General features: G+C 71.7%; 27 protein-coding genes. 12 read left to right on the top strand and 15 right to left on the bottom strand.

Features of this window, described 5'->3' with window-relative positions; genetic code table 11:
* The first annotated feature begins 115 nt into the window (after positions 1–115).
* A complete protein-coding gene (locus tag FBY22_RS02805; protein WP_142142312.1) occupies positions 116–1342 on the top strand; it encodes an MFS transporter in 1227 nt (408 codons plus the stop codon).
* 41 nt (positions 1343–1383) lie between these two features.
* On the opposite strand, the gene FBY22_RS02800 is transcribed toward FBY22_RS02805, so the two are convergent.
* Entirely contained in the window at positions 1384–1968 is a 585-nt protein-coding gene (locus FBY22_RS02800; RefSeq protein WP_142142311.1) for a suppressor of fused domain protein, read from the bottom strand.
* 475 nt (positions 1969–2443) lie between these two features.
* Here FBY22_RS02800 and FBY22_RS02795 point away from each other — a divergent pair, with 475 nt between their 5' ends.
* On the top strand, positions 2444–3574 hold the full coding sequence (locus FBY22_RS02795; protein WP_142142310.1) for a magnesium and cobalt transport protein CorA: 1131 nt from the start codon (positions 2444–2446) through the stop codon (positions 3572–3574).
* A gap of 23 nt (positions 3575–3597) precedes the next feature.
* Positions 3598–4113, top strand: a complete 516-nt coding sequence (locus FBY22_RS02790) for a hypothetical protein (RefSeq protein WP_142142309.1) — start codon at positions 3598–3600, stop codon at positions 4111–4113.
* Between the two features lie 4 nt (positions 4114–4117).
* Here FBY22_RS02790 and FBY22_RS02785 read toward each other — a convergent pair whose 3' ends face one another.
* Positions 4118–4861, bottom strand: a complete 744-nt coding sequence (locus FBY22_RS02785; protein ID WP_142142308.1) for a hypothetical protein — start codon at positions 4859–4861, stop codon at positions 4118–4120.
* 213 nt (positions 4862–5074) lie between these two features.
* On the opposite strand from FBY22_RS02785, the gene FBY22_RS02780 reads away from it, so the two are divergent.
* Genes FBY22_RS02780 through FBY22_RS02770 form a run of 3 tightly spaced genes read left to right on the top strand, consistent with a single transcriptional unit; the run spans position 5075 to position 8130 of the window.
* Complete coding sequence (locus tag FBY22_RS02780; RefSeq protein WP_142142307.1) at positions 5075–6370, top strand: magnesium transporter MgtE N-terminal domain-containing protein; 1296 nt, start codon at positions 5075–5077, stop codon at positions 6368–6370.
* Positions 6360–6953: a DUF1003 domain-containing protein gene (locus FBY22_RS02775; protein ID WP_142142306.1), complete on the top strand. Its 594-nt coding sequence runs from the start codon at positions 6360–6362 to the stop codon at positions 6951–6953. Before FBY22_RS02780 ends, FBY22_RS02775 begins: the two co-directional genes overlap by 11 nt.
* Before the next feature lie 43 nt (positions 6954–6996).
* Positions 6997–8130, top strand: a complete 1134-nt coding sequence (locus FBY22_RS02770) for an Mrp/NBP35 family ATP-binding protein (protein ID WP_142142305.1) — start codon at positions 6997–6999, stop codon at positions 8128–8130.
* A gap of 68 nt (positions 8131–8198) precedes the next feature.
* On the opposite strand, the gene FBY22_RS02765 is transcribed toward FBY22_RS02770, so the two are convergent.
* From FBY22_RS02765 to sigE, 5 genes are all read right to left on the bottom strand, one after another.
* On the bottom strand, positions 8199–8864 hold the full coding sequence (locus tag FBY22_RS02765) for a hypothetical protein (protein ID WP_174267070.1): 666 nt from the start codon (positions 8862–8864) through the stop codon (positions 8199–8201).
* A gap of 225 nt (positions 8865–9089) precedes the next feature.
* Positions 9090–9530, bottom strand: coding sequence for a sec-independent translocase (locus FBY22_RS02760; protein ID WP_142142303.1), 441 nt, complete (start codon positions 9528–9530; stop codon positions 9090–9092).
* Positions 9531–9732: 202 nt separating this feature from the next.
* Positions 9733–11832: a trypsin-like peptidase domain-containing protein gene (locus FBY22_RS02755; RefSeq protein WP_142142302.1), complete on the bottom strand. Its 2100-nt coding sequence runs from the start codon at positions 11830–11832 to the stop codon at positions 9733–9735.
* 121 nt (positions 11833–11953) lie between these two features.
* Complete coding sequence (locus tag FBY22_RS02750) at positions 11954–12961, bottom strand: anti-sigma factor (protein ID WP_142142301.1); 1008 nt, start codon at positions 12959–12961, stop codon at positions 11954–11956.
* Positions 12958–13662: an RNA polymerase sigma factor SigE gene (sigE, locus tag FBY22_RS02745; RefSeq protein WP_142142300.1), complete on the bottom strand. Its 705-nt coding sequence runs from the start codon at positions 13660–13662 to the stop codon at positions 12958–12960. Before sigE ends, FBY22_RS02750 begins: the two co-directional genes overlap by 4 nt.
* Positions 13663–13900: 238 nt before the next feature.
* Here sigE and FBY22_RS02740 point away from each other — a divergent pair, with 238 nt between their 5' ends.
* On the top strand, positions 13901–14599 hold the full coding sequence (locus tag FBY22_RS02740; RefSeq protein WP_313905430.1) for an O-methyltransferase: 699 nt from the start codon (positions 13901–13903) through the stop codon (positions 14597–14599).
* Between the two features lie 105 nt (positions 14600–14704).
* Here FBY22_RS02740 and FBY22_RS02735 read toward each other — a convergent pair whose 3' ends face one another.
* Together FBY22_RS02735 and FBY22_RS43815 are read right to left on the bottom strand one after the other, a co-directional pair.
* Entirely contained in the window at positions 14705–14872 is a 168-nt protein-coding gene (locus FBY22_RS02735) for a DUF3117 domain-containing protein (RefSeq protein WP_003966491.1), read from the bottom strand.
* Between the two features lie 152 nt (positions 14873–15024).
* Complete coding sequence (locus FBY22_RS43815; protein ID WP_160159853.1) at positions 15025–15189, bottom strand: hypothetical protein; 165 nt, start codon at positions 15187–15189, stop codon at positions 15025–15027.
* Between the two features lie 66 nt (positions 15190–15255).
* Between FBY22_RS43815 and FBY22_RS02730 the strand changes: the two genes are divergently transcribed.
* The gene (locus tag FBY22_RS02730; protein WP_142142298.1) at positions 15256–16059 is read left to right on the top strand and encodes an enoyl-CoA hydratase/isomerase family protein; all 804 of its coding nucleotides are present in this window, start codon (positions 15256–15258) and stop codon (positions 16057–16059) included.
* 15 nt (positions 16060–16074) lie between these two features.
* Here FBY22_RS02730 and FBY22_RS02725 read toward each other — a convergent pair whose 3' ends face one another.
* Entirely contained in the window at positions 16075–16653 is a 579-nt protein-coding gene (locus tag FBY22_RS02725; RefSeq protein ID WP_142142297.1) for a DNA-3-methyladenine glycosylase I, read from the bottom strand.
* Positions 16650–17018 carry a DivIVA domain-containing protein gene (locus FBY22_RS02720; RefSeq protein WP_142142296.1) on the bottom strand — a complete coding sequence of 123 codons (369 nt, stop codon included), beginning with the start codon at positions 17016–17018 and terminating at the stop codon, positions 16650–16652. Before FBY22_RS02720 ends, FBY22_RS02725 begins: the two co-directional genes overlap by 4 nt.
* Positions 17019–17163: 145 nt before the next feature.
* On the opposite strand from FBY22_RS02720, the gene folP reads away from it, so the two are divergent.
* The gene (folP, locus tag FBY22_RS02715; protein ID WP_142142295.1) at positions 17164–18024 is read left to right on the top strand and encodes a dihydropteroate synthase; all 861 of its coding nucleotides are present in this window, start codon (positions 17164–17166) and stop codon (positions 18022–18024) included.
* Positions 18025–18043: 19 nt separating this feature from the next.
* Here folP and FBY22_RS02710 read toward each other — a convergent pair whose 3' ends face one another.
* Entirely contained in the window at positions 18044–18802 is a 759-nt protein-coding gene (locus FBY22_RS02710) for a TIGR00730 family Rossman fold protein (RefSeq protein ID WP_142142294.1), read from the bottom strand.
* 68 nt (positions 18803–18870) lie between these two features.
* Positions 18871–19950 (bottom strand): succinyl-diaminopimelate desuccinylase, encoded by a 1080-nt coding sequence (gene dapE / locus FBY22_RS02705; protein ID WP_142142293.1) that lies wholly within the window; start codon positions 19948–19950, stop codon positions 18871–18873.
* Between the two features lie 85 nt (positions 19951–20035).
* On the opposite strand from dapE, the gene FBY22_RS02700 reads away from it, so the two are divergent.
* Entirely contained in the window at positions 20036–21007 is a 972-nt protein-coding gene (locus FBY22_RS02700) for a heavy metal transporter (protein ID WP_142142292.1), read from the top strand.
* A gap of 284 nt (positions 21008–21291) precedes the next feature.
* A complete protein-coding gene (locus FBY22_RS02695) occupies positions 21292–21747 on the top strand; it encodes an ATP-binding protein (RefSeq protein ID WP_142142291.1) in 456 nt (151 codons plus the stop codon).
* A gap of 84 nt (positions 21748–21831) precedes the next feature.
* Here the strand turns inward: FBY22_RS02695 and FBY22_RS02690 are convergent, their stop codons facing one another.
* Positions 21832–22926 (bottom strand): bifunctional succinyldiaminopimelate transaminase/glutamate-prephenate aminotransferase, encoded by a 1095-nt coding sequence (locus FBY22_RS02690; RefSeq protein ID WP_142142290.1) that lies wholly within the window; start codon positions 22924–22926, stop codon positions 21832–21834.
* A 115-nt stretch (positions 22927–23041) separates the two neighbouring features.
* Entirely contained in the window at positions 23042–23359 is a 318-nt protein-coding gene (gene fdxA, locus FBY22_RS02685; RefSeq protein WP_004926152.1) for a ferredoxin, read from the bottom strand.
* A 140-nt stretch (positions 23360–23499) separates the two neighbouring features.
* Here fdxA and FBY22_RS02680 point away from each other — a divergent pair, with 140 nt between their 5' ends.
* Positions 23500–24507, top strand: a complete 1008-nt coding sequence (locus tag FBY22_RS02680) for a GNAT family N-acetyltransferase (protein WP_142142289.1) — start codon at positions 23500–23502, stop codon at positions 24505–24507.
* The last annotated feature ends 5 nt before the right edge of the window (positions 24508–24512 follow it).

The following is a 24512-nucleotide window of genomic DNA, read 5'->3' as shown; positions in this document are numbered from 1 at the left end:
CGGACGGAACCGTTCCCGACAATCCCCGCCCAAAACTAGATGCCGCTTGCATTAATTAGCCGGGCTAACTTAGTATGTGTAAACACCAACTATCTCGACGGGAAGTGGAGGAAGCATGGCTGACCCCTTCGACGCGGGAGCCGGCGGCATCCTGCGGCAGCCGAAGGCGGTGTGGGCGACGGCCGGCGCGTCCGTCGTCGCCTTCATGGGCATCGGACTCGTGGACCCGATCCTGCCGTCCATCGCCCAGGGCCTCGACGCCACCGCGAGTCAGGTCTCGCTGCTCTTCACCTCGTACTTCCTGATCACCGCCGTGGCGATGCTGCTGACCGGCTTCGTCTCCAGCCGCATCGGCGGCCGCAGGACGCTGCTGCTCGGCCTCGCCTTCGTCGTCGTCTTCGCCGGCCTGGCCGGCACCTCCGGCTCGGTCGGCGAACTCGTCGGCTTCCGTGCCGGCTGGGGCCTCGGCAACGCGCTGTTCGTCTCGACGGCCCTCGCGGTCATCGTGGGCGCGGCGGCGGGCGGCAGCGCGGCGGCGATCCTGCTCTACGAGTCCGCCCTGGGCCTCGGCATGGCCTGCGGCCCGCTGCTGGGCGCGGTGCTGGGGAACGTCAGCTGGCGCTACCCGTTCTTCGGTACGGCCACGCTGATGGCGATCGGCTTCCTGTGCATCACGGCCTTCCTGAAGGAGCAGCCGAAGCCGGCCCGCAAGACCTCGCTCCTCGACCCGATCAGGGCGCTCGGTCATGGAGGGCTCGCCTCCGCCGCCGCCTCCGCGTTCTTCTACAACTACACGTTCTTCACCGTGCTGGCCTTCACGCCGTTCGTGCTGAACATGACCCCCTACAAGTCGGGAGCCGTCTTCTTCGCCTGGGGTCTGCTGCTGGCCGTGTTCTCGGTGGTCGTCGCGCCGCGCCTGCAGGAGCGGTTCGGCTCCCTGAAGGTGCTCGGCGGTTCGCTGGTGCTGCTGGCCGTGGACGTACTCGTCCTCGGCTACGGCGACCACACCACCGCCGTCGTCTGCACGATCCTGTCCGGCGCGTTCATCGGCGTGAACAACACCGTCTACACCGAGCTGGCCCTCGGCGTGTCGGACGCGCCGCGCCCGGTGGCGAGCGCGGGCTACAACTTCGTGCGCTGGTTCGCCGCCGCCGCGGCGCCCTACTTCGCGCCGAAGATCGAGGAGTGGACCGACATCCACGTCCCGTTCGTGGTGGCGGCGGTGACGGCGGTCGTCGGCGCGCTCATCGTCGTCGTACGACGCCGGGCGCTCACGCACGACGCCGAGGAGCTGGAGACCGCGCACGCCACCGAGGACGGTGTCACGGTGTTCGCCAACTGACGCTTCGCAGACGTCGGTTGGTGAGCTTGCTCACTCGCCGTTCAGTCCAGCGGGACGGACTTCCGGGACGGGTCCCTGAGGTCCGTCCCGTGCGTCAGCCAGCGCTCCTGGAGGGCCTGGGCGCCGTGCACGCGCTTCCAGGCCGCCTCGTTCGCCGTCATGGGCAGCAGCGGCAGGAAACGGACGGGGTCGAGGGGCTCGTCGAGCGCGAGGTCCTCGACCAGGCCGCCGGGCTCGGCGACCAGGACGGAGCTGAACGGTGCGCCGGGCCAGAGGGGTTCACCCACGTCCAGCGAGGCCCCCGGAGCCACGATCACGCCCTCCACCTGCGGGGACGCGGCGAGGACGGCGAGCGGGCGCAGCGCCTTGTCGGTGTCGGCGACACCCGCGCGCACCGACAGGACCAGCTCGGCGCGCGGTCCCTTGACCGGGTCGGCGAGCACCGCGGTGGGGTCGCTCATCGGCTGCGCGGACATGCCGAGGGTGGCGTAGCGGACGATGCCGTCCTCGTGGAAACGGAGCACCTCGATGCGGTCCGTGCCGAGGAACGTGACGGCCGCGCGGGCGTCCGGTTCGCCCAGGGCGGTGCGCAACCTTGCCTCGACCAGAGGAAGAACATCAACCATGCGGCGAGCATAGAACTCGTCAGTACCGGGCAAAGCAGGGCCTTGACACTTTGGGCGGCTGATACTCTGGCCCGGTCGTCGGGGCAGCACGCAGAAGCGTTTGCATCGAGTCCCGACACTGTGGAACTCCCTTGCGGGAGTGGATCGTCCCTTACGAGGGACCGGCCGGAGGAGGTGGGGCTGTCATGGATCGAAGTCACCCGTGCAGTACCACTCGCTCTTCCCGCCGCTGATGTAGCTGGTCCGGCTCTGGCTGACCGCCTCCTTTCAGGTCTGCGTCCTCACGCGGAAGAGCACTTCGTCTCGCCTTGCCTGATCTGTCCGATCTGAATCAGCAGCGAAACCCGCCACCGCGACGGTGCGGTGCTCCCCGCTTTGTGGACGTGCCAAACACCCACGGCCCAGGACGTCCCCATTCCGGGTAGTTCCATCCGTCGTCGGCGCCCTTTCGTTGCCTGTCACGAAGGAGCCAGCCATGTCGATGATCCGTGACCTCCGCGCCGCGGTCCGTCCCTCCCGGCCCGTGCTGCGCAAGGGCGCGCTGCACCTGGACAACGGCGGTTACGACACCACCCGTGACCCGGCGACCCCCTCGGCCGTCGTCGACTGCGCCGTCTACCGCGACGGCTCCCGGGTGCAGACCCCGCAGCCGCTGACCCCGCACGAGGCGATGCGTTCGGTGCGGCGCGACGGGGGCTTCGTGTGGATCGGGCTGCACGAGCCGACCGAGTCCGAATTCTCCGGCATCGCAAGCGAGTTCGGGCTGCACCCGCTGGCCGTGGAGGACGCCGTCCAGGCCCACCAGCGGCCCAAGCTGGAGCGGTACGACGACTCCCTGTTCACCGTCTTCAAGACCATCCACTACGTCGAGCACGACGAGCTCACCGCCACCAGCGAGATCGTCGAGACCGGCGAGGTCATGTGCTTCACCGGGCGGGACTTCTTCATCACCGTCCGGCACGGCGGCCAGGGCTCGCTGCGCGCGCTGCGCCACCGCCTCCAGGACGACCCCGAGCTGCTGGCCAAGGGCCCCTCGGCGGTGCTGCACGCGATCGCCGACCATGTCGTGGACGGCTACCTCGCGGTCGCCGACGCCATGCAGGACGACATCGACGAGGTGGAGACCGAGGTCTTCTCGCCGGGCCGCGGCGGTGTCGCGCGCGGTGTCGACTCGGCGCGGATCTACCAGCTCAAGCGCGAGGTACTGGAGTTCAAGCGGGCGGTGTCGCCGCTGCTGCGGCCGATGCAGCTGCTGAGCGAGCGGCCGATGCGGCTGATCGACCCGGACATCCAGAAGTACTTCCGGGACGTCGCCGACCACCTGGCCCGTGTCCAGGAGCAGGTCTTCAGCTTCGACGAGCTGCTGAACTCCATCCTCCAGGCCAACCTCGCCCAGGCGTCGGTCGCGCAGAACGAGGACATGCGGAAGATCACCGCGTGGGCGGCCATCATCGCCGTCCCGACGATGGTGACCGGGGTGTACGGCATGAACTTCGACTCCATGCCCGAACTCCACTGGCACTACGGCTACCCGACCGTCCTGTGCGTCACGGTGGCCCTGTGCGTCGGCATCCACCGCAGCCTGAAGCGGAACGGCTGGCTGTGAGACGGCCTGGATAGGCTGGGCCCATGACAAGCGAGCTGCTCGACCAGGCCCTCGTCGAGGAGGCCACGAAGAAGTCCGGCCTCATCTGGGTCCGGGGTGCCGGGGTGCCCGCCCGCGCGCTGTGGCACGTGTGGCACGAGGGTGCCGCGTGCGTGGTCGGCGACGGCCCCGGTGAGCAGCCGCTGTCCGGACTGGCCGACGGCGGCCCGGCCGAGGTGACCGTGCGCAGCAAGGACAAGGGCGGCCGGCTGGTGACCTGGCCGGCGAGGGTCGTGGAGCTCGCGTCCGGGTCCGAGGCGTGGCAGGCCGCGGTCGCCGAACTGAAGGGCAAGCGTCTCAACGCGCCCGACGGGGAGGCGATGCCCGAGCGCTGGGCCCGCGAGTGCCGGGTGCTGCGCCTGGAGCCGGCGGGGACGCCCGCGCCCCTGCCGGACGGTTCGCTGGCCGAGGCACCGCTGCCGTCCCCCGCCACCACGCGCCGGCCGGCGCCCGCGGGACTTCCCCGCCTGCTCTTCAAGAGGAAACGCGGGCGCGGCTAGCCGTTCAGGACGTCGGCAGCTGCTTGCCGTAGTCGACCGTTTCGCTCTTGTCGGGTTCGTCGAGCGCGAAGTCCTTGTTCCAGGAGGAGAAGGTCAGCGTGCCCGCGCCGCCCGCGCGTTGCAGGCGCAGGGGGTACGGCTTGCCCTCCAGGGATACGTCGAGGGTGCCGCCGGATCCCTTGTCGCCGGTGATGCGGATGGTGCGGGTACCCGACTGCTCGTGATGACCGTCGGTCGCGAGGGACCCGTGCAGGTTCAACAGGCCTTCGAGGAGGACGTCCTTGTCCGTGAAACCGCTGAACCTCTTGTACGAGGGGTCGCCCTGCGGCACCTTCACGTACTTGCCGTCGAGCTTGCCCGCGCTCGTGGCGCCCGTGCCGCCGTCGGCGTGGTTCCAGAAGCCCGCGCCCGCCTTCAGATACAGCTTCTCGCCGATCCGCAGCAGCCCGAAGGCGACGCCCTTGGCGGTGACCGAGCCGGTGCCGCCGTCGGGCTTGAGGCGCATGTCGAGCGTGTACGTGCGCCCGTTGGTGACCACGGTGCCGGAGAGCCGCACGGTCTGCGCCGACTCGGCGGCCGCCCGGGTTCTCGACTGGATCTGCGCGGCCGACAGCTTGCCGACCCCGTTGGTGCCGGCATCGGGGTCCTCGCTGCATCCCGTGAGGAACCCCGTGCCCGTCACGACCAGGGCGCACATCGCACTCAGCAGCGTGGTCCGGCGGATACGGTCCTGGGGGATCACAGACACAGGTCGGGCTGCCTTCCGGTCGTGGGACGTGAGCGGCGTACGGCAGCGTACCGGGGGTCCCCGGGCCGGGGCGGAGGCAGTCCGTCCGGACCTCCCACCAGGGCGGCCGCGATCGTGACGGGCTAGCCTGAAGCCCACCGGAGTGGGCAAAGCGGAAAAGAAACGCAAGCCGAAACACCCGTAAGAGAACCCGTCAGAAAAGGAGGCGCGGCCATGGCAGCGGGCGCCCCCCGGATCTTCGTCTCGCACCTCTCCGGTGTCGCCGTCTTCGATCCCAGCGGCGACCAGGTGGGTCGCGTACGCGATCTGGTCGTCATGCTGCGCGTCGGGCGGCGGCCCCCGCGCGTGCTCGGTCTCGTCGTGGAACTGTCCACCCGGCGCCGTATCTTCCTGCCGATGACCCGGGTGACGGGCATCGAGTCCGGACAGGTCATCACCACCGGTGTGCTCAACGTCCGCCGGTTCGAGCAACGGCCCACCGAGCGCCTCGCGTTCGGCGAGCTCCTGGACCGGCGCGTCACGCTCGTGGAGACCGGCGAGGAGGTCACCGTCCTCGATCTGTCGGTGCATCACCTGGCGGCCCGTCGGGACTGGGAGGTCGACCGCGTCTTCGTCCGCAAGGGCAGGAAGGGCGGCGCCTTCCGGCGGGCCAAGGGCGAGGCACTGACGGTGGAGTGGTCCGCGGTGACCGGCTTCTCCCTGGAGGAGCACGGACAGGGCGCCGAGAGCCTCCTGGCCACCTTCGAGCAGCTGCGCCCGGCCGACCTCGCCAACGTGCTGCACCATCTGTCCGCCAAGCGGCGCGCGGAGGTCGCCGCGGCCCTCGACGACGACCGTCTGGCCGACGTGCTCGAGGAGCTCCCGGAGGACGACCAGATCGAGATCCTCGGCAAGCTGAAGGAGGAGCGGGCGGCGGACGTCCTGGAGGCCATGGACCCCGACGACGCGGCCGACCTGCTCTCCGAACTGCCGGAGGAGGACAAGGAGCGGCTGCTGAGCCTGATGCAGCCCGCCGACGCGGCCGACATGCGGCGCCTGATGGCGTACGAGGAGCACACGGCGGGCGGTCTGATGACCACCGAGCCGATCGTGCTGCGGCCGGACTCCACGGTCGCCGACGCCCTCGCCCGGGTACGCAACGCCGACCTCTCCCCCGCCCTCGCCGCCCAGGTCTACGTCTGCCGCCCGCCGGACGAGACCCCCACCGGCAAGTACCTGGGCACGGTCCACTTCCAGCGCCTGCTGCGCGACCCGCCGTACACCCTGGTCAGCTCGATCATCGACGACGACCTGCAGCCGCTGGACCCGGACGATCCACTGCAGGTCGTCGCCGGGTTCTTCGCGACGTACGACATGGTCGCGGCGCCCGTCGTGGACGAGGCCGGGTCGCTGCTGGGCGCGGTGACCGTGGACGACGTACTCGACCACATGCTGCCCGAGGACTGGCGGGAGACTGAGTTCCACCTGGACGACGAGGATGCGGAGGGGGTGGCCGCGCATGGCTCCTGAGCGCGAGAGCACGCGTGAGCGGACCCCGGCGGGCGCCACGGCGAGCACCCGCCCGCGGCCGAGGCTGGACCAGCCGCGCCCGCCGCGCCGCCGGCTGCTGCCCGAGTGGGACCCGGAGGCCTTCGGGCGGCTGTCGGAACGCATCGCGCGCTTCCTGGGCACCGGGCGGTTCATCGTCTGGATGACGGTCGTCATCATCATGTGGGTGGCGTGGAACGTCTTCGCGCCGAAGGACCTGCGCTTCGACAACTACCCGTTCATCTTCCTGACCCTGATGCTGTCCCTGCAGGCCTCCTACGCGGCCCCGCTGATCCTGCTCGCGCAGAACCGGCAGGACGACCGCGACCGGGTCAACCTGGAACAGGACCGCAAGCAGAACGAGCGCTCCATCGCCGACACCGAGTACCTGACCCGGGAGATCGCCGCCCTGCGCATCGGCCTCGGCGAGGTCGCGACCCGCGACTGGATCCGCTCCGAGCTGCAGGACCTGATGAAGGAGCTGGAGTACCGCAAGGACGGGCACCACGAACATGCCGTATTCCCGACGGAACGGTCGCGGGCACGTGACGTAGAAGACCGGTGACGGGCTTACCGGGGCGAGGCTAGCGAGCCGTACCATCGTTCCTATGGCTAGCGAAGACGCGGTGCGCGAGGCACTGGCGACGGTGAACGACCCCGAGATCAACCGCCCCATCACCGAGCTCGGGATGGTCAAATCGGTGGAGATCGGGGCTGACGGCGCGGTCGCGGTCACCGTGTACCTGACGGTTTCCGGCTGCCCCATGCGGGAGACCATCACGCAGCGCGTGACCGAGGCGGTCTCCCGCGTCGAGGGCGTCACCCGCGTCGACGTCGCGCTCGACGTGATGAGCGACGAGCAGCGCAAGGAGCTGGCGAACGCCCTGCGCGGCGGCCAGGCCGAGCGCGAGGTCCCCTTCGCCAAGCCGGGTTCGCTGACCCGCGTGTACGCGGTCGCGTCCGGCAAGGGCGGCGTCGGCAAGTCGTCGGTGACGGTGAACCTGGCGGCGGCCATGGCGGCCGACGGCCTGAAGGTCGGTGTCGTCGACGCCGACATCTACGGTCACAGCGTGCCGCGCATGCTGGGCGCGGACGGCCGTCCCACCCAGGTCGAGAACATGATCATGCCGCCGTCCGCGAACGGCGTGAAGGTCATCTCCATCGGCATGTTCACGCCGGGCAACGCGCCGGTCGTGTGGCGCGGCCCGATGCTGCACCGCGCGCTGCAGCAGTTCCTCGCCGACGTCTACTGGGGCGACCTGGATGTCCTGCTCCTGGACCTGCCCCCGGGCACCGGCGACATCGCGATCTCCGTGGCCCAGCTGGTCCCGAACGCCGAGATCCTGGTCGTGACGACCCCGCAGCAGGCGGCCGCCGAGGTGGCCGAGCGGGCGGGCTCCATCGCCGTCCAGACCCACCAGAAGATCGTCGGCGTGGTCGAGAACATGTCCGGGCTGCCCTGCCCGCACTGCGGCGAGATGGTCGACGTCTTCGGCACGGGCGGCGGGCAGACGGTCGCCGACGGCCTGACCCGCACGACGGGCGCGACGGTCCCGGTGCTGGGCAGCATCCCGATCGACGTCCGTCTGCGCGAGGGCGGCGACGAGGGCAAGCCGGTGGTCCTGACCGACCCCGACAGCCCGGCGGGCACCGCACTGCGGGGCATCGCGGGCAAGCTGGGCGGCCGCCAGAGGGGCCTTTCGGGGATGTCCCTGGGGATCACCCCCAGGAACAAGTTCTAGATCATCGCCCCAGAGGCGCGGGGAACTGCGCGACCGGCCGCTTCCGGCCCGCAGTTCCCCACTCGGCGCTACTCGTACGCCGCGATGTCCTTGATCATGGCGAAGCCGAGCCCGTACGCGCTCATGCCCCTGCCGTACGCGCCCACGTGCACGCCTTCCTGCGTGGACCCGGCGAGCACCCAGCCGAACTCGGACTCCCGGTAGTGGAAGGGCGTGGGCACGCCGTCCACGGGCAGGGAGAGAGTCGACCACTCCGGGCCCTCCAGGTCGTCGGCCAGCGCCCAGGCCGTCTCCGTCTGCTGCTCCAGCCAGTCGTCCCGCAGCGTGTGGTCCATCTGGCCGGGCCACGTGAACGACAGCAGCCCCACGCCCGCCAGCCACGCCGCCGAGGAGACCGACGTGGCCTCCAGCAGGCCGGTGCCGTCGGCGCTCCTGCGGGACGGGTTCGCGGCGACCGTCACCACGACCGCGAACTTCTCCCGCGGCTCACCGGTGTTGCCCACCTCGTTCTTGACCGAGGGCTCGTCGCCGTGCCCGATCGACCCGTGTTCGACGGCACCGTCGGCCGCCGTTCCGACCTGCATCAGCCAGCGCGGCCCCGTGAAGGCCTCGTCGAGGCCGTACCACGGGAAGGGCGCCTGCAGGTAGCCGTCGACCGTGCGCCGGGCGGAGGGGACGTGTTGTCCGCCCTCCGCGGCCGGCGCCTGCGCGACTGCCCGACTCGTCGTCTCCATGTGCCCGGACGCCTCCTCGCTCTCGTCGGACCGAAGCGGCCCGCCCCCCTTCGGGCTGACTCGTCCGGTCCGCACAACAACTCGGCAGCATAGCCACCCCGCTCCGGACAGCCGGGAAACCGCCCGCCGCGCGGGGCGCCGAGGAAGGCCGGTTCAGGCCCCGGAGGGCAGGACGGAGTATGAAACGCGTCACGTACGACGGCTTCGAAGCCCCCGCGACACGGCTCAGGTGGCGTCCGCGTCGAAGGGCGGACGGTCGTCCTCCTCGGGCTTCTTCGTCATGTCGACGCGGCCGCCGGAGGCCCCGGGGGAACCGTTCGCCGCCGACACGGAGGAGTCGGAGTCGTGGGTCTGCACCGCCTCCGTGACCTCGGCCATCTCCTTCTTCAGGTCGAAGCCGTTGCGGATCTCCTTGAGCCCCAGGTCGTCGTTGTCCAGCTGCTTGCGGATGAACGTCTTGGGGTTGAGGTCCTCGAACTCGAAGTCCTTGAATTCGGGGCCGAGTTCGGAGCGGATGTCCTGCTTGGCGCTCTCCGAGAACTCCCGGATCTTGCGGATCGTCCGCATGACGTCCTGGATGACCTTCGGGAGCTTGTCCGGACCGAAGACGAGCACGGCAAGGACAACGAGCGTGACCAGCTCGAGCGGTCCTACGTCATTGAACACCTGAAGCTCCTAGCGATGTCCTCGGTCCTCGGCCCTCGCGGTCTGTGCGGTCTTCCGTGGTCCGGGCCGGGTCCACGGTACCCGGCCATCCTGTACGACCGGTACTGTCCCGGGGCCTTGGAATGTGGCCGCGTGTGCGGTTTTGGGGGTTGTTTGCCTTGTGGGCGGGGGTTGCGGGGCGCACCTGTGAGGTTCGTGTCAATCAGCCGCTGCCGGAGGAACCGAGCACCAGGGAGATCCTCTTCTCCTTGCCGTCCCGCCGCAGGGTCACTTCCAGGCGGTCGCCGGGGCGGTGGGCGCGGGTCTTGACGATCAGTTCCTCGCCGGAGTGGACGCGTTGGCCGTCGACCGCGGTGATGACGTCGCCCGGTTCGATGCCCGCCTTGTCGCCGGGACCGCCCGTGGTGACGGCGGGGCCGCCGCCGGAGGCCTTCGTGCCGACGCGGGCGCCGTCCCCGGTGTAGCTCATGTCGAGGGTCACGCCGATGACGGGGTGGGTCGCGTGGCCGGTGTTGATGAGCTCTTCGGCGACGCGCTTGGCCTGGTTGACGGGGATGGCGAACCCGAGGCCGATCGAACCGGCCTGCCCGCTGCCGGAGTCCGAGCCGTCGTCGGCGGACCGGATGGCGGAGTTGATGCCGATGACACGGGCCCGCGAGTCCAGCAGGGGGCCGCCGGAGTTTCCGGGGTTGATCGGCGCGTCGGTCTGCAGGGCGTCGACGTACGACACGTCGGTCCCGTCGGCGCTGTCCCCGCCGGCCGTGATGGGCCGCTCCTTGGCGCTGATGATGCCGGACGTGACCGTGCCGGCCAGGTCGAAGGGGGCGCCGATGGCCACGACGGGGTCGCCGACCTGGACGTTGTCGGAGTTGCCGAGGGGCATGGGCTTGAGCCCGCGCACCCCGCTCACCTTGACGACGGCGAGGTCGTACCCGCTGTCCCGGCCCACGACGGTGGCCTTGGCGGTGTCGCCGCTGTTGAAGGTGACGGTTATCCGGCCGCCGGACTTGGCGGGCTCGACGACGTGGTTGTTGGTGAGGATGTCCCCGAGACCGTCCAGTACGAAGCCGGTTCCGGTACCGGACTCCTCGGCACCGGTCACATGCAGGGTCACCACGCTGGGCAGCGCCCGCGCGGCGATCCCGGCCACACTGTCCGGCGCCCGCCCGGCGGGCTCCTTCCCGGCCTGCGGCAGCTCTACGGCACCGACGCCGCCGTTCCGCTCCAGATACGCCCCGATGACCCCGCCGACGCTTCCGGCCACGAGGGCGAGGACCAGGGCCCCGAGCACCAGGACCCTCCGCCCCCGCCGCGGCGGCCCGCCGGCGAGCGAGGCACCGGTCTGCTGGAGGGGACCGGGCGTGGGGGGCTGCGCCCACGGGTCGTAGTTCCGCCAGGGGTCGGCCGACGGCGCCTGGGCCACGCCGGGCGGCCCTTGAGGCACGGCGTCCGCCCCAGGCGCCACCGGCTGCGGGCCGGGGTCCGCCGGGGGCGCGGGGGCCGCCGTGCCATGGGGCGCCGGGGTCGTCGTGCCGTGAGCCGGTGTGGCCGCCGGGGGCTGGACCGGCGGGGCCGCGGCAGGGGTCGCCGTGCCGTGGAGCGCAGGGACCGCCGCGCCATGCGGGGCCGGGGGCACCGCGCCATGGGCCGGTGTGGCCGCCGGGGGCTGGACCGGCGGGGCCGCGGCAGGGGTCGCCGTGCCGTGGAGCGCAGGGACCGCCGCGCCATGCGGGGCCAGGGCCGCCGTGCCATGCGGGGCCGGGGGCGCCGCGCCATGGGCCGGTGTGGCCGCGCCATGCGGCGTCGGGGCCGCCGTGCCGTGGGCCGGTGTGGCCGCGCCGTGGGGTGGCGCTGCGGGCGATGCTCCATGCGGCGTCGGGGTCGCCGGGTGTTGGACCGGTGGGGCCGGGGCCCAGGGGCCGGGCTCGCCGTACGGCGGGGTGCTGTAGGGGTCGGGGTCGTGCAGCGGCTTGCGCAGCTCCACGGGCGGGGCTGGGGCGGCGGTCGCCGCGGGAGCGAAGTCGGCCGCCGGGGCGGCCGGTGCCTCCGGGGCCTGGCCGGCCGCCGGTGTCTCGGCGGCCCGGGCCGCGTCGGCGTCGCCCCGTACGCCGGGCGCGTCAGGTCCTTCCGGCTCCGGAACTCCCTCGGCGGCGGCCGTATCCCGGGGGCGCTGCAGCTCGAAGTCGCCGTCGGCCCCCGGCACCGCCGGCCGCTGGAGTTCGAAGTCGCCGTCGGCGTCGGCAGAGGCCTGGCGGCCCGTGCGGTTCCACCACTTCGGCTTCGTCGGCTTCCCCTCGTCCATGCTCTCCCCACAGCTCACCGCGGCACGGTTCGTCTCGGTGGCCGCGGTTGTTCGACTCCGCACCCGGCTGCCTGCCGTGGGCGCGGTCCACCCCGGATTCAACCAGGTTCACGGAGCCGGGTCAGCGGGAGGACGCGGAGGGGGAGGGAGCGGAGTCGGGGGCGGGGACGGGCGCGGCGAGCAGCCCGGGGCGGGTCGCCTCGGGGACCGCCGACCACGTGGTGAGCGTGAGCGGCGCGGACGCGGTGAGCGGGCGTATCAGCGGGGACATCACTGCCGCGCCGGCCACCACCGGGGCGGTCAGCGTGTGCAGGGTCTGCGCGGCGGCCGCCGGACGCGGTACTCCCGGCAGCAACGGGGCGGACACCTCTGTCGGGGCCACCGGGGTGTCACCGAGCGAGGTCTGGCCCTGCTGGGTGAGGAGGGGGCCCACCCCCCGGCGCCGCTGGCTCTCGGGGGCCGTCGCGGCTCCCGAACCCTGCGTGCGCGCCGGTGTCACGTTGCTGCCGGCGCCCGTTCCGCCGCGCGCGTCCGCGGCGGTGTCGGTCGGCGTGCCGGTTGTGACACCGCCCAGCGCGATCGCGGCGAGCGACACCGCGCCGGCGGCGACGAAGGCGAACCGCATGCCGCGCGAGGCCGGACGGTCGTTCTCGTGACGGCTGACGTCGTGGATGCGGAATCCCCGGCCGGCGTCACGCGGGTCGGAGGCGGGCAGGACGGGAGCGTGCGACCCCGGCCCCGAGGGGACGTAGTCGAACGCGAAGCGGTCACCGCGCTTCAGGCCGAAGACCCCGGTCGTCGCCGGGCCCTGGAGGCGTCCGGACAGTCCGGCGAATCCACCCCCATCGAACGGCGAGCCACCGCCGTCCGGGTCACCTCCTCCGGGAAGCCCCTGGAGTCGGGCCAGGAAGCTCTCGGACGGGGGCGGCGGGGCCGCCTCCGCGAAGACGTTCTTCAGCCGGCGCTGCGCGTCCGCCTCCGCCTTGCACTTGGCGCAGGTGGCCAGGTGGGCGAGGACCCGCTCGCGCGTCTCATGTCCGAGCTCTCCGTCCACCAGGGCGGAGAGCCGGTCTCCCAGATGCTGTTCGGCCAGGCGGCGTTCCGCCGGGTTGGGTCGTGATCCACTCACGCGGTCGCGCCCCCTCCTCCCAGAGCGGCCACCCGGGGCACGAAGGAGCGGCGCTCGGCCGCCCGGGCCTCGGGTGAACGGTGCGCGAGGGCCTTGCGCAGCTGCGAACGGCCCCGGTGGATCCGGGAACGGACCGTGCCGAGCTTGACGCCCAGGGTCGCGGCGATCTCCTCGTACGAGAGTCCTTCGATGTCGCACAGGACGACCGCGGCGCGGAACTCGGGCGCGAGGGTGTCCAGGGCCTGCTGGACGTCCGCGTCGAAGTGGGCGTCGTTGAAGATCTGCTGGGGGTTGGACTCGCGGCTGGGCAGCCGCTCGGCCGCGTCCTCGCCGAGCGCGTCGAAGCGGATGCGCTGCTTGCGGCGGACCATGTCGAGGAAGAGGTTGGTGGTGATGCGGTGCAGCCAGCCCTCGAAGGTGCCCGGCGTGTACGTCGACAGGGAGCGGAAGACGCGGACGAAGACCTCCTGCGTGAGGTCCTCGGCGTCGTGCTGGTTGCCGGTCAGGCGGTAGGCCAGCCGGTACACCCGGCCGCTGTGCATGCTGACGATCTCCTCCCACGTGGGCGGAGTCCACGCCTGCCCGTCCGCGTCGGTGGAGAAAGTCGCGGTCTGGGCTTGGTCAGCGGCGTGGCTGGGGTCAGCAGCGGTGTCGTTCACGGATTTCGGCCTGCCCGCCGATCCGAGGAAGCGCCGCAGCACTCCACCCCGATCCCCGTTGGGCGCGGCCGCACCTCCCCTGTCATCTCCGGTGGTGTCCAGTGGAGCCCCTACCATAGCCACCTCGCCCGTTAGGACCGGATAAGCGGTTTTACGAGAATTTGATCTGGGCTGATACGGCTCGGCCCGCTGCGTCTGCAGTTGCTCGGCGGTCCGTCCGTCGTCGTGATCCAACTGTGTCCCCCCGCCGTCGTCCACACCCTTGTAAACGCCCGGTCCCATCTGCGGGTTCCCGGGCCCAACGGATACAGTCACGCCCAGGCAACCACGGGGACAGGAGAGGGTCATTACCGGCAACCGGCAGACGAGCTGGGCGTTCGCCGACGCCTACGTCGCCGAGGACGAAGTCCTGCGCTGGGCCCGCGACCGGGCCCGTGAGGCGGGGCTGCGCTCGGTGTCGCCCGGCACGGGCGCCGCGCTGCGGTTGCTGGCGGCCTCGGTGGACGCCAAGGCGGTGGCCGAGATCGGCACCGGCACCGGCGTCTCCGGCATCCATCTCCTGCACGGCATGCGCCCGGACGGCGTGCTGACCACGGTCGATCCGGAGCCGGAGCACCAGCAGTTCGCCCGTCAGGCCTTCCGTGCCTCTGGTTTCGCCAGCAACCGGGCGCGCTTCATCCCGGGCCGTGCCCTGGACGTGCTGCCCCGCCTCGCGGACGCCGGCTACGACCTGGTCTTCTGCGACGGCGACCGGCAGGAGGTCATGGACTACCTCGCTGAATCGTTGCGCCTGCTCCGTCCGGGCGGTCTGGTGGTCTTCGAGGGCGTCTTCGCCAACGGCCGCACGGTCGACTCGGGCCCGCAGCCGACCGAGGTGCTGCGGCTGCGGGAGCTGCTGCGCGCGGTGCGCGAGAGCCAGGAACTGGTGCCCTCGCTGCTGCCCGTCGGCGACGGCCTGCTGTGCGCGGTCAAGCGCTGACCGTGCCGCGAACGGCACGTGAGGGACGTACGCGCGCCGGGAAAAACAGCGACCCCGGCATCGTTTGGATGCCGGGGCGGCTGTAGGGGTATGGTCGCTTCCGCGTCAGCCGACGACCTTCTTGAGGGCGTCGCCGAGCGCGTCGGCCTCGTCAGGGGTCAGCTCGACGACGAGCCGACCGCCGCCTTCGAGCGGAACGCGCATGACGATGCCCCGCCCCTCCTTGGTCACCTCGAGCGGGCCATCACCCGTTCGCGGCTTCATGGCCGCCATGCTCGTTCCCCTTCCTGAAACCAGCTCATCGTCAAAGCCGACGGCCCTGGAGGGCACGCGCGGTCCAGGCGTGGGACTTGGACACGCGACACCGGCATCGAACACATTGCTTCCAAGCCATTATCCCGCATCTCAGGACCCGATGACCAACATCAGTCGGCATCGCTTGGGCAACGCGCGCGAGCAAAACCACTCAATTCGGCGATGTGACTGCGATACTGCGCGACCTTGCGGGTTTCCGACGGCGAAAAACCCCGCAGAATTCTTTGACGCAGGTCACACGTCCGTTCCGGTTCTACGGCGGTGATCTCCGCCATGCTGTCCTGTGGACAGGGGCGTACCGGCCGGTACGCCCGCAGCCGCGACAGCGGAGGGGACACACCATGGCCGACACCGTGCTCTACGAGGTGAGCGCCGGACTCGCGACGATCACGCTGAACCGCCCCGAGGCGATGAACGCGCTGAACATCGCGACGAAGGTCGCGCTGCGGGAGGCGGTCCAGGAGGCGGCCGGTGACGACGCCGTACGGGCGGTGCTGCTGACCGCCGCCGGGGAACGGGCGTTCTGCGTCGGCCAGGACCTCAAGGAGCACATCGGGCTGCTGGCGTCGGACCGGGAGACGGGGTCGTCGCACACGATGAGCACGGTGAAGGAGCACTACAACCCGATCGTGCGGGCCCTGGTGGCGATGCCGAAGCCGGTGGTGGCCGGGGTGAACGGGGTGGCCGCGGGCGCGGGCTTCGGGCTGGCGCTCGCCGCGGACTACCGGGTCGTCGCCGACAACGCCGCGTTCAACACGTCCTTCGCCGGGGTGGCGCTGACCGCCGACTCCGGGATCTCGTGGACGCTGCCGCGGGTCGTCGGGCCCGGCCGCGCCGCCGATCTGCTGCTCTTCCCACGAAGCATCACCGCGCAGGAGGCGCAGGAGCTCGGGATCGTGAACCGTCTGGTGCCGGCCGGCGAGTTCCGTGCCGAGACAGAGAAGGTGGCGCGGGCCCTGGCGGAGGGGCCGACGGTGGCGTACGGGGCGATCAAGGAGTCCCTCGCCTACGCGCTGTCCCACTCCCTTCAGGAGAGCCTGGAGAAGGAGGACGAACTGCAGACCCGGGCGGGGTCGTCCGAGGACCACGTCATCGCGGTGCAGGCGTTCGTCAACAAGGAGAAGCCGAAGTACCTGGGCCGCTGATCACCGCCCGCGCCCTCACGCGAGGCGGGCGACGCACGCCTCCAGGTGGTCGTCGACCAGGCCGCACGCCTGCATGAGGGCGTATGCCGTGGTCGGGCCCACGAAGCGCAGGCCCTTCTTCTTCAGGGCCTTGGACAGGGCCGTCGACTCCGGTGTGACGGCCTGGACGTCCGCGAGCGTCCTCGGGGCCGGGCCCGGCTCCGGGGCGTGGGACCAGATCAGTTCGTCCAGGTCGCCCGGCGCCCATTCGGCCAGCACGCGCGCGTTCGACAGGGTCGCGTCGATCTTGGCGGCGTTGCGGATGATGCCGGGGTCGGTGAGCAGCCGGGCGCGGTCGGACTCGGTGAAGGCGGCGACCTTTCCGATCCTGAAGTCGGCGAAGGCGGCGCGGAAGCCGGGGCGGCGGCGCAGGATGGTGATCCAGGACAGTCCGGACTGGAAGGCCTCCAGGCTGAGGCGTTCGAAGAGGGCGTCGTCGCCGTGGACCGGGCGGCCCCACTCCTCGTCGTGGTAGGCCACGTAGTCCTCGGTGGACAGGGCCCACGGGCAGCGCAGCGCGCCGTCCGGGCCGGCGATGGCGGCGCCGTCGGTCACCGCTGCTCCCCCTGCTCGTGCGTCGGCTTCTCCATGGAGATGTGCGGGGCGTGGGCCGCCGCCCGGGCGCCCGCCAGGGCCGACTCCAGGTCGGCGATGCGGGCGTCGCGCTCGGAGAGTTCGGCCGCGAGCCGGTTGAGGGCGTCGTCGACGTCCGCCATGCGGTAGCCGCGGGCGGCCAGGGGGAAGCGGAGGGCGTCGATGTCCGCCCGGCCCACCGGGCGGTCCAGCGGCAACGGGTCCCGCAGCCGGTCCGGGGCCGCCTCGGGCAACGGGCCCTCGCCCTCGCCGCCGCCCACCACGGCCAGGGTGACCGCGGCGACCACGACGGCGAGAGCGACGACCAGGAACAAGAACATAACCATCGCGGTGGTCCCCACGCTCGGTGTCAGGAAGCTCGACGAAGCCTCGTGTGTCAGGGTCCGATCGTGCCATGCGAGTCTGACAGTTAGGGTCGCAGACGGCCGAAAGGCCAGGACACCCAGGTCGTACTACGAGAGGTCACAGCGGATGCTCAGGCTGGGCGGGCGTGAGTTCGGGGCGCACGAGCCGGTGATCATGGCGATCGTGAACCGGACTCCGGACTCCTTCTACGACCAGGGCGCGACGTTCCTCGACGAGCCCGCCCTCGCGCGCGTGGAGCACGCGGTGGCCGAGGGGGCCGCCATCGTCGACATCGGGGGCGTGAAGGCCGGGCCGGGCGAGGAGGTGACCGCCGAGGAGGAGGCGCGGCGGACCGTCGGTTTCGTGGCGGAGGTGCGGCGGCGGTTCCCCGACGTCGTGATCAGCGTCGACACCTGGCGGGCCGAGGTCGGCGAGGCCGTGTGCGAGGCGGGGGCGGACCTGCTGAACGACGCGTGGGGCGGTGTGGACCCGGGGCTCGCGGAGGTGGCGGCGCGGTACGGGGTGGGGCTGGTGTGCACGCACGCGGGGGGCGCGCAGCCCCGGACGCGGCCGCACCGGGTGACGTACGACGACGTCATGGCGGACATCCTGGGGGTGACGCTCGGGCTGGCGGAGCGGGCGGTGGCCCTGGGGGTGCCGCGGGAGTCCGTGCTGATCGATCCCGGGCACGACTTCGGCAAGAACACGCGGCACAGCCTGGAGGCGACGCGGCGGCTGGGCGAGATGGTCGACACCGGCTGGCCGGTGCTCGTGTCGCTGTCCAACAAGGACTTCGTGGGCGAGACGCTGGACAAGCCGGTGAAGGAGCGGGTGGTGGGCACGCTGGCCACCACCGCCGTCTCCGCGTGGCTGGGGGCGCAGGTGTACCGGGTGCACGAGGTCGCGGAGACCCGCCAGGTGCTGGACATGGTGGCGTCGATCGCGGGGCACCGCCCGCCCGCGGTGGCCCGGCGGGGGCTGGCGTAGCCCCCGCTCGACACACGCTCTAGCGGCCCGCCTCCTTGGACACCAGGGCCACGGCCTCCTCCACCTCGTCCGTCACGTGGAAGAGGAGCAGGTCCGCTTCGGAGGCCTTGCCCTGGGCGATCAGGGTGTTCTTCAGCCAGTCGACGAGGCCGCCCCAGTACTCGGTGCCGAACAGGACGATGGGGAAGCGGGTGACCTTCTGGGTCTGGACGAGGGTGAGGGCCTCGAAGAGTTCGTCGAGGGTGCCGAGGCCGCCGGGCAGGACGACGAAGCCCTGCGCGTACTTGACGAACATCATCTTCCGGACGAAGAAGTAGCGGAAGTTCAGGCCGATGTCGACGTAGGGGTTGAGGCCCTGTTCGAAGGGGAGCTCGATACCGAGGCCCACCGAGGTGCCGCCCGCCTCGCAGGCGCCCTTGTTGGCCGCCTCCATGGCGCCCGGGCCGCCGCCGGTGATGACCGCCCAGCCGGCGTCGACGAGCGCGCTGCCCAGCCGCACGCCCGCCTCGTACTCGGGCGAGTCGACGGGTGTGCGGGCCGAACCGAAGACGCTGATCGCGGGCGGGAGCTCGGCCAGGGTGCCGAAGCCCTCGATGAACTCCGACTGGATGCGCAGCACCCGCCAGGGGTCGGTGTGCACCCAGTCCGAGGGGCCGCCCGCGTCCAGCAGCCGCTGGTCGGTGGTGCTCGCCGTCACCTGACCCCGCCTCCGGAGGACGGGGCCCAGGCGCTGCTCGTGCGGTGGCACCTTCTTGCCCTCGGGGTTCCCGGTAGCCATATGCGCTCCCTCCACTTGCGGGTGTTTCCACCTCAGCGTAGGTCTACGCGGGTTACGGAGGAGGGACCTCAGCGTGTCAGCCAGTTGCGCAGGCGTTCCTCACCGGCGAGGATCTTGGTGGTTTCCACCCTTTCGTCCCGCTTGTGTGCCAAGTGCGGGTTTCCGGGGCCGTAATTGACCGCCGGGACGCCGAGTGCCGAGAAGCGGCTCACGTCCGTCCAGCCGTACTTCGGCATCGGGGTGCCGCCGACGGCCTCGATGAAGGCCGCCGCCGCGGGGTGGGAGAGGCCGGGCAGGGCGCCGGGGCTGTGGTCGTCGATCACGAACTCCTCGACCCCGCAGTCCGCGAAGACCTCGCGGACGTGCGCGATCGCCTCCTGTTCCGTGCGGTCGGGGGCGTAGCGGAAGTTCACGGTCACGACGCACTCGTCGGGGATGACGTTGCCCGCCACGCCGCCCGAGACGCCCACCGCGTTCAGGCCCTCGCGGTACTCCAGGCCGTCGATCACCGGGTGGCGCGGCTCGTACGCGGCGAGCTTCGCGAGGATCGGCGCCGCCGCGTGGATCGCGTTGGAGCCCATCCAGCCGCGCGCGGAGTGGGCGCGCTCGCCCTTCGTCTTCAGCAGCACCCGCAGTGTGCCCTGGCAGCCGCCCTCGACCTGGCCGTCCGACGGCTCCAGCAGCACCGCGAAGTCGCCCACCAGCCACTCGGGGTGGGCCTCGGCGACGTGCCTGAGGCCGTTGAGCTCGGCCTGGACCTCCTCGTTGTCGTAGAAGACGAACGTCAGGTCGCGGTTGGGGGCCGGGACCGTGGCCGCGATGCGCAGCTGGACCGCCACCCCGGACTTCATGTCGCAGGTGCCGCAGCCCCACAGGACGCCGTCCTCGTCCAGCCGCGAGGGCACGTTGTCCGCGATGGGGACCGTGTCGATGTGGCCGGCCAGGATCACCCGCTCCGGGCGCCCCAGGTCGGTCCTGGCCACGACGTTGTTGCCGTGGCGGTCGACCGTGAGGTGGGGCAGGGCGCGCAGGGCGCTCTCGATCGCGTCGGCGAGAGGCTTCTCGGAGCCGCTCTCGGAAGGAAAGTCCACGAGCCGCGCGGTGAGCTCGGCGGCGTTCAGGGTGAGATCAAGGGGGCTGTCGGCCATGGCCTCGACCCTAACCCGCCGGGCGCCGGCCCACTGGCCCGTACCAGACGCCGGGGCCTCGACCGCCTCGGCTACCTTGTACGGCGTGCCGGAGCCGTCATCCACCCTCAAGCGCCGTGGCCGCCTCGTGCGAATCGGGGCGGCGCTCGTGGTCCTGCTCGCCCTCGCGGGCTACCTCGTCGTGCAGTACGTCACCGGAGGCCACGGGCCGGGCTGCAAGGTGGTCTCGGTCAGGCATGACGGGGAGGAGTACGAGTTCACGCCGGAGCAGGCGGTGAACGCCGCGACGATCGCCGCCGTGGGCACCGGGCGCGGCATGCCCGAGCGGGCGGTGGCCATCGCGCTGGCGACCTCCATCCAGGAGTCGGGGCTGCGCAACATCGAGCACGGCGACCGGGACTCGCTCGGTCTCTTCCAGCAGCGCCCCTCGCAGGGCTGGGGCACCACGAAGCAGATCCTGGACCCGACGTACGCGGCGAACATCTTCTACGAGCACCTCGCCAAGGTGCCGGACTACACCGAGCTGCCGCTGACCGTGGCCGCCCAGCGGGTGCAGCGCAGCGGCTTCCCGGAGGCGTACGCCAAGCACGAGCCGGACGCCACGCTGCTCGCCGCCGCCCTCACCGGGTCCTCGCCGGCCACGCTGACCTGCCAGGGCCGCGTGGACGCCGGCACGGTGCGGGCGGCCGGGCCGGACGCGGTACGGGCCGCCCTCGTACGGGACTTCGGCCGCGACGTGCTGCAGCCGGCCGGCGCCGAGGTGGGCGGCGGCACGTCGGCGTCCTCGCCGGCTCCGAGCGCGAGCGCCCGGACGGTCACGCTGCCGGTGGACGCCGGCACCAGTCCCGCGAAGGGGGCCACGGCCCACCGACGCGGCTGGCAGCTGGCGCACTGGGCCGTGGCCAACGCCACCGCCCTGCACATCGAGCGCGTCTCGTTCGGGGGGCGCGAGTGGGTCGCCGGGAACACCGACAGCCAGTGGCGCACGACCTCCGCGCGTGGCGGCGACGGGTCGGAAAAGGACACGGGAGCCGTCCGAATCGTCACTGGGCAGTAGTGCGGGGATTCACCCGGGCGAGTTAGCCGAAGCCGTCGGCACGGTGCTGTGCGCAGGTTTTCGCGCCGTCACCCTCGCAACTGCAAAAACCCTTGGGAACAAAGGGCGGGAAGGATTCCGCACACTTTCGGACCGCGCGACCTTTGCCCGGTTTTATCCGCAGCCGATAATGCGACACATTGCCAACTCTTTACGTTTGTGCTCCGCAACCTTCGCGGGCTTCGAGCGGTAGTCACTGCGTCCGAGCCCGGACGATCAACATCAAGTCGATCAACAGGAGCATCATGTCCCTCCCCCTGACCCGTCGGATCGCCCGTGCCGCGCTGCTCGTCGCAGCGGGAGCGGCTGCCGGGGTAGGTGCGGCCGGCTCCGCGAGCGCGGCCACCGAACTGCCCGCCACCCCCGGCCTCGGCGGGCTGACCGCCCTGGACGGCGCGAATGTCGGCGGCACCGCCGACGGGGCGACGCAGCACGTCACCGGGCTCGCGGGCGACGCCGGCAGCAAGGCGGTCAAGCAGGCTGTGCCCGTCGCCGGCAAGACCGGCGGACAGGCCGTGAAGAAGGCGACGCCCACCGCGCAGAAGACCGCGGGCCAGGCCGCGAGGTCGGCCGGGCACCTGCTCGGCGACACCGCCAAGTCGGCGACCAAGGGCGGCGCCCTGCCGACCGACTCGGTGGCCAAGGGCGGCGGCCTGCCGTCGGCCCAGACGCTGCCGCTGAAGGGACTGCCGGTCGGCTGACGCCACCGCGCGTCGAAGGGGCTCAGGGTGATTCCCTGGGCCCCTTCTCGTCGTGTGCTTCCCCGCGCCCCCGGGGGCGTCATCTCACGCCAGTCGTTCGGCTGCCGCGCGGACGCGCTCGTCCGTCGCCGTCAGCGCCACTCGGACGAACTTCGCGCCCGCCGTGCCGTAGAAGTCGCCGGGGGCCACCAGGATGCCCAGCTCGGCCAGGTGGGCCACCGTCTGCCAGCAGGACTCGTCCCGGGTCGCCCACAGGTAGAGGCTGGCCTCGCTGTGCTCGATGCGGAAGCCGTGGGCGAGGAGCGCCGCGCGCAGGGCCGTGCGGCGGGCCGCGTACCGCTCCCGCTGCTCACGCACGTGCGTGTCGTCGCCGAGGGCCGCGACCACGGCCGCCTGCGTGGGAGCCGACGTCATCATGCCGCCGTGCTTGCGGATCTCCAGGAGCGGGGCGAGGACCTCCGGGTCGCCGGCCAGGAAGGCGGCGCGGTAGCCCGCGAGGTTCGAGCGCTTGGACAGGGAGTGGACGGAGACGATGCCCTCGTACGAGCCGCCGTTGACGTCCGGGTGCAGGACCGAGACCGGGTCGGCCTCCCAGCCCAGTTCGAGGTAGCACTCGTCGGAGAAGACGAGGATGCCGTGCTCGCGGGCCCAGGCGACGATCCGGTTCAGCTCCGCCTTGGACAAAACCTTGCCGGTCGGGTTGGACGGCGAGTTGAGCCACAGGAGCTTCAGGCCTCGCGGGTCCAGCTCGGTCGGGTCGTCGTAGACCTCGTACTCGGCGCGGGCCAGGCGGGCGCCGACCTCGTAGGTGGGGTAGGCCAGGCGCGGGTACGCCACCCTGTCGCCGGGGCCCAGGCCCAGCTGGGTGGGGAGCCAGGCGACCAGCTCCTTGGAGCCGACGATCGGCAGCACGTGCCGGTGGGTGACCTCGCGGGCGCCCAGACGGCGCTCGACCCAGCCGGTGATCGCGTCGCGCAGCGCCGGGGTGCCCCACACCGTCGGATAGCCCGGGGAGTCCGCCGCGTCGATCAGGGCCTTCTGGATCAGGTCGGGGACCGGGTCCACCGGGGTGCCGACGGAGAGGTCGACGATGCCGCCGGGGTGCGCCGCGGCCGTCTTCTTGTACGGCTCCAGCTTGTCCCAGGGGAAGGTGGGGAGGCGGTCGGAGACTGCGGACACGGGACCAACGCTCGCTTTCGGGTCGTACGGCAACGCCTCGGTCCCGTGCGGCGATCAGGGGTGATCGGGCCGTACGGGACCGAGGCGGCAGAGATGCTGCGGGCTCGCCGCCCCGTCAGGCCTGCGGCGGCAGCGCGGCGATGAAGGGGTGGTCGCGCTCGATCAGACCCAGCTTGCTTGCGCCGCCCGGGGAGCCGAGCTCGTCGAAGAACTCGACGTTCGCCTTGTAGTAGTCCTTCCACTCCTCCGGAGTGTCGTCCTCGTAGAAGATCGCCTCGACCGGGCATACCGGCTCACAGGCACCACAGTCGACGCATTCGTCCGGGTGGATGTACAAGGACCGCTGGCCCTCGTAGATGCAGTCGACCGGGCACTCCTCGATGCACGCCTTGTCCTTGACGTCGACACAAGGCTGCGCGATGACGTAGGTCACGCTGTCGTTCCTCCTCGATAGGGCGCTGGCGGGCCTCCTCAGGCTCCGCCGCCTGGCGCGCGGGAGCGCGGCGTCGTCGATGCCCGCCCCTAGTATCTCCGTTCCGGGGCATGATCCGAACAGGAGGGGTGAACTGACCTGTGGAAATCTCGGCCGGCGGACGTCTCGAGGTCCGTATCACCGCTGCTGACGTGGGAAAACGTGTCTCTGTACGACGCTTGAGCGATCCTGGGGACTCCGTCGAGAAGTTCACCGACACGGTGGGTGTTCTCACATCATGGGACGACGGTGTGCTGCTGATCACACGAAAGAGCGGCGAGGGCGTCCGCATCCCGGAATCCTCGCTGGTCGCGGGAAAGGTGGTGCCGGCGGCTCCGGCCCGCCGCCGGGGGCCCGCCGCCTCCTACGAGGAGCTGGCGCTCGTCGCCGCGCGCGCGTGGCGGCCGGTGGAGAGCGAGCGGCTCGGCGAGTGGGAGCTGCGGGCGGCCGCCGGCTTCACGCGCCGGGCCAACTCCGTGCTGCCGCTCGGCGACCCCGGCCTGCCCCTCGACGAGGCCCTGACCGTCGTACGACGCTGGTACGGCGACCGCGGGCTGCCCGCGTACGTCCAGACCGCGACCGGCGGCGAGGGCACCCAGGAGCTGCTCTGTGCCGAGCTGGAGCGGCGCGGCTGGGTGCGTGAGGTGACGGCCGAGCTGTGGACCGGGGCGCTCGCGCCGCTCGCCGACCGGGCGGAGGGCACCGGTGTCGTGCTGTCCCGGGAGGCCGACGAGGCGTGGCTCGCGCGGTACCGGCGCAAGGGAGTGAGCGAGGTGGCGCTGAAGGTGCTGGGGAGCGGCCCCTCGGTGTGGTTCGCGACCGTGCCGGGGGCCGGGGCTCCCGCCGCGATCGGGCGGTGTGTCGTGGACGGGCGGTGGGCCTCCTTCGCCGCCGTCGAGGTGGATCCCGCGATGCGGCGCCGGGGCCTCGCGACGACCGTGATGGCCGCGCTGGCCCGGCGGGCGCTGGACGAGGGCGCCTCGGCCGCCTGGCTGCAGGTCGAGGAGGACAACGCGGGGGCGCGGGCGCTGTACGCCGGAATGGGGTTCGCCGCGCACCACGCGTACCACCACTACCGGGAACCGGCCGCCGGCGACGCCGGCCGGTAACGGAT

Source organism: Streptomyces sp. SLBN-31, from assembly GCF_006715395.1.
Classification (GTDB): Bacteria; Actinomycetota; Actinomycetes; order Streptomycetales; family Streptomycetaceae; genus Streptomyces.
The sequence above is the reverse complement of the archived record's forward strand: the minus strand, read 5'-3'. Positions and strand labels throughout refer to the sequence as shown.

What these genes read in the sequence shown, in the direction of transcription:
- FBY22_RS02805 (WP_142142312.1), top strand. Translation starts at nt 116, where the DNA reads ATGGCTGACCCCTTCGACGCGGGAGCCGGCGGCATCCTGCGGCAGCCG.
- FBY22_RS02800 (WP_142142311.1), bottom strand. Translation starts at nt 1,968, where the DNA reads ATGGTTGATGTTCTTCCTCTGGTCGAGGCAAGGTTGCGCACCGCCCTG.
- FBY22_RS02795 (WP_142142310.1), top strand. Translation starts at nt 2,444, where the DNA reads ATGTCGATGATCCGTGACCTCCGCGCCGCGGTCCGTCCCTCCCGGCCC.
- FBY22_RS02790 (WP_142142309.1), top strand. Translation starts at nt 3,598, where the DNA reads ATGACAAGCGAGCTGCTCGACCAGGCCCTCGTCGAGGAGGCCACGAAG.
- FBY22_RS02780 (WP_142142307.1), top strand. Translation starts at nt 5,075, where the DNA reads ATGGCAGCGGGCGCCCCCCGGATCTTCGTCTCGCACCTCTCCGGTGTC.
- FBY22_RS02775 (WP_142142306.1), top strand. Translation starts at nt 6,360, where the DNA reads ATGGCTCCTGAGCGCGAGAGCACGCGTGAGCGGACCCCGGCGGGCGCC.
- FBY22_RS02770 (WP_142142305.1), top strand. Translation starts at nt 6,997, where the DNA reads ATGGCTAGCGAAGACGCGGTGCGCGAGGCACTGGCGACGGTGAACGAC.
- FBY22_RS02765 (WP_174267070.1), bottom strand. Translation starts at nt 8,864, where the DNA reads ATGGAGACGACGAGTCGGGCAGTCGCGCAGGCGCCGGCCGCGGAGGGC.
- FBY22_RS02755 (WP_142142302.1), bottom strand. Translation starts at nt 11,832, where the DNA reads ATGGACGAGGGGAAGCCGACGAAGCCGAAGTGGTGGAACCGCACGGGC.
- FBY22_RS02735 (WP_003966491.1), bottom strand. Translation starts at nt 14,872, where the DNA reads ATGGCGGCCATGAAGCCGCGAACGGGTGATGGCCCGCTCGAGGTGACC.
- FBY22_RS43815 (WP_160159853.1), bottom strand. Translation starts at nt 15,189, where the DNA reads ATGGCGGAGATCACCGCCGTAGAACCGGAACGGACGTGTGACCTGCGT.
- FBY22_RS02730 (WP_142142298.1), top strand. Translation starts at nt 15,256, where the DNA reads ATGGCCGACACCGTGCTCTACGAGGTGAGCGCCGGACTCGCGACGATC.
- FBY22_RS02720 (WP_142142296.1), bottom strand. Translation starts at nt 17,018, where the DNA reads ATGGTTATGTTCTTGTTCCTGGTCGTCGCTCTCGCCGTCGTGGTCGCC.
- folP (WP_142142295.1), top strand. Translation starts at nt 17,164, where the DNA reads ATGCTCAGGCTGGGCGGGCGTGAGTTCGGGGCGCACGAGCCGGTGATC.
- FBY22_RS02710 (WP_142142294.1), bottom strand. Translation starts at nt 18,802, where the DNA reads ATGGCTACCGGGAACCCCGAGGGCAAGAAGGTGCCACCGCACGAGCAG.
- dapE (WP_142142293.1), bottom strand. Translation starts at nt 19,950, where the DNA reads ATGGCCGACAGCCCCCTTGATCTCACCCTGAACGCCGCCGAGCTCACC.
- FBY22_RS02695 (WP_142142291.1), top strand. Translation starts at nt 21,292, where the DNA reads ATGTCCCTCCCCCTGACCCGTCGGATCGCCCGTGCCGCGCTGCTCGTC.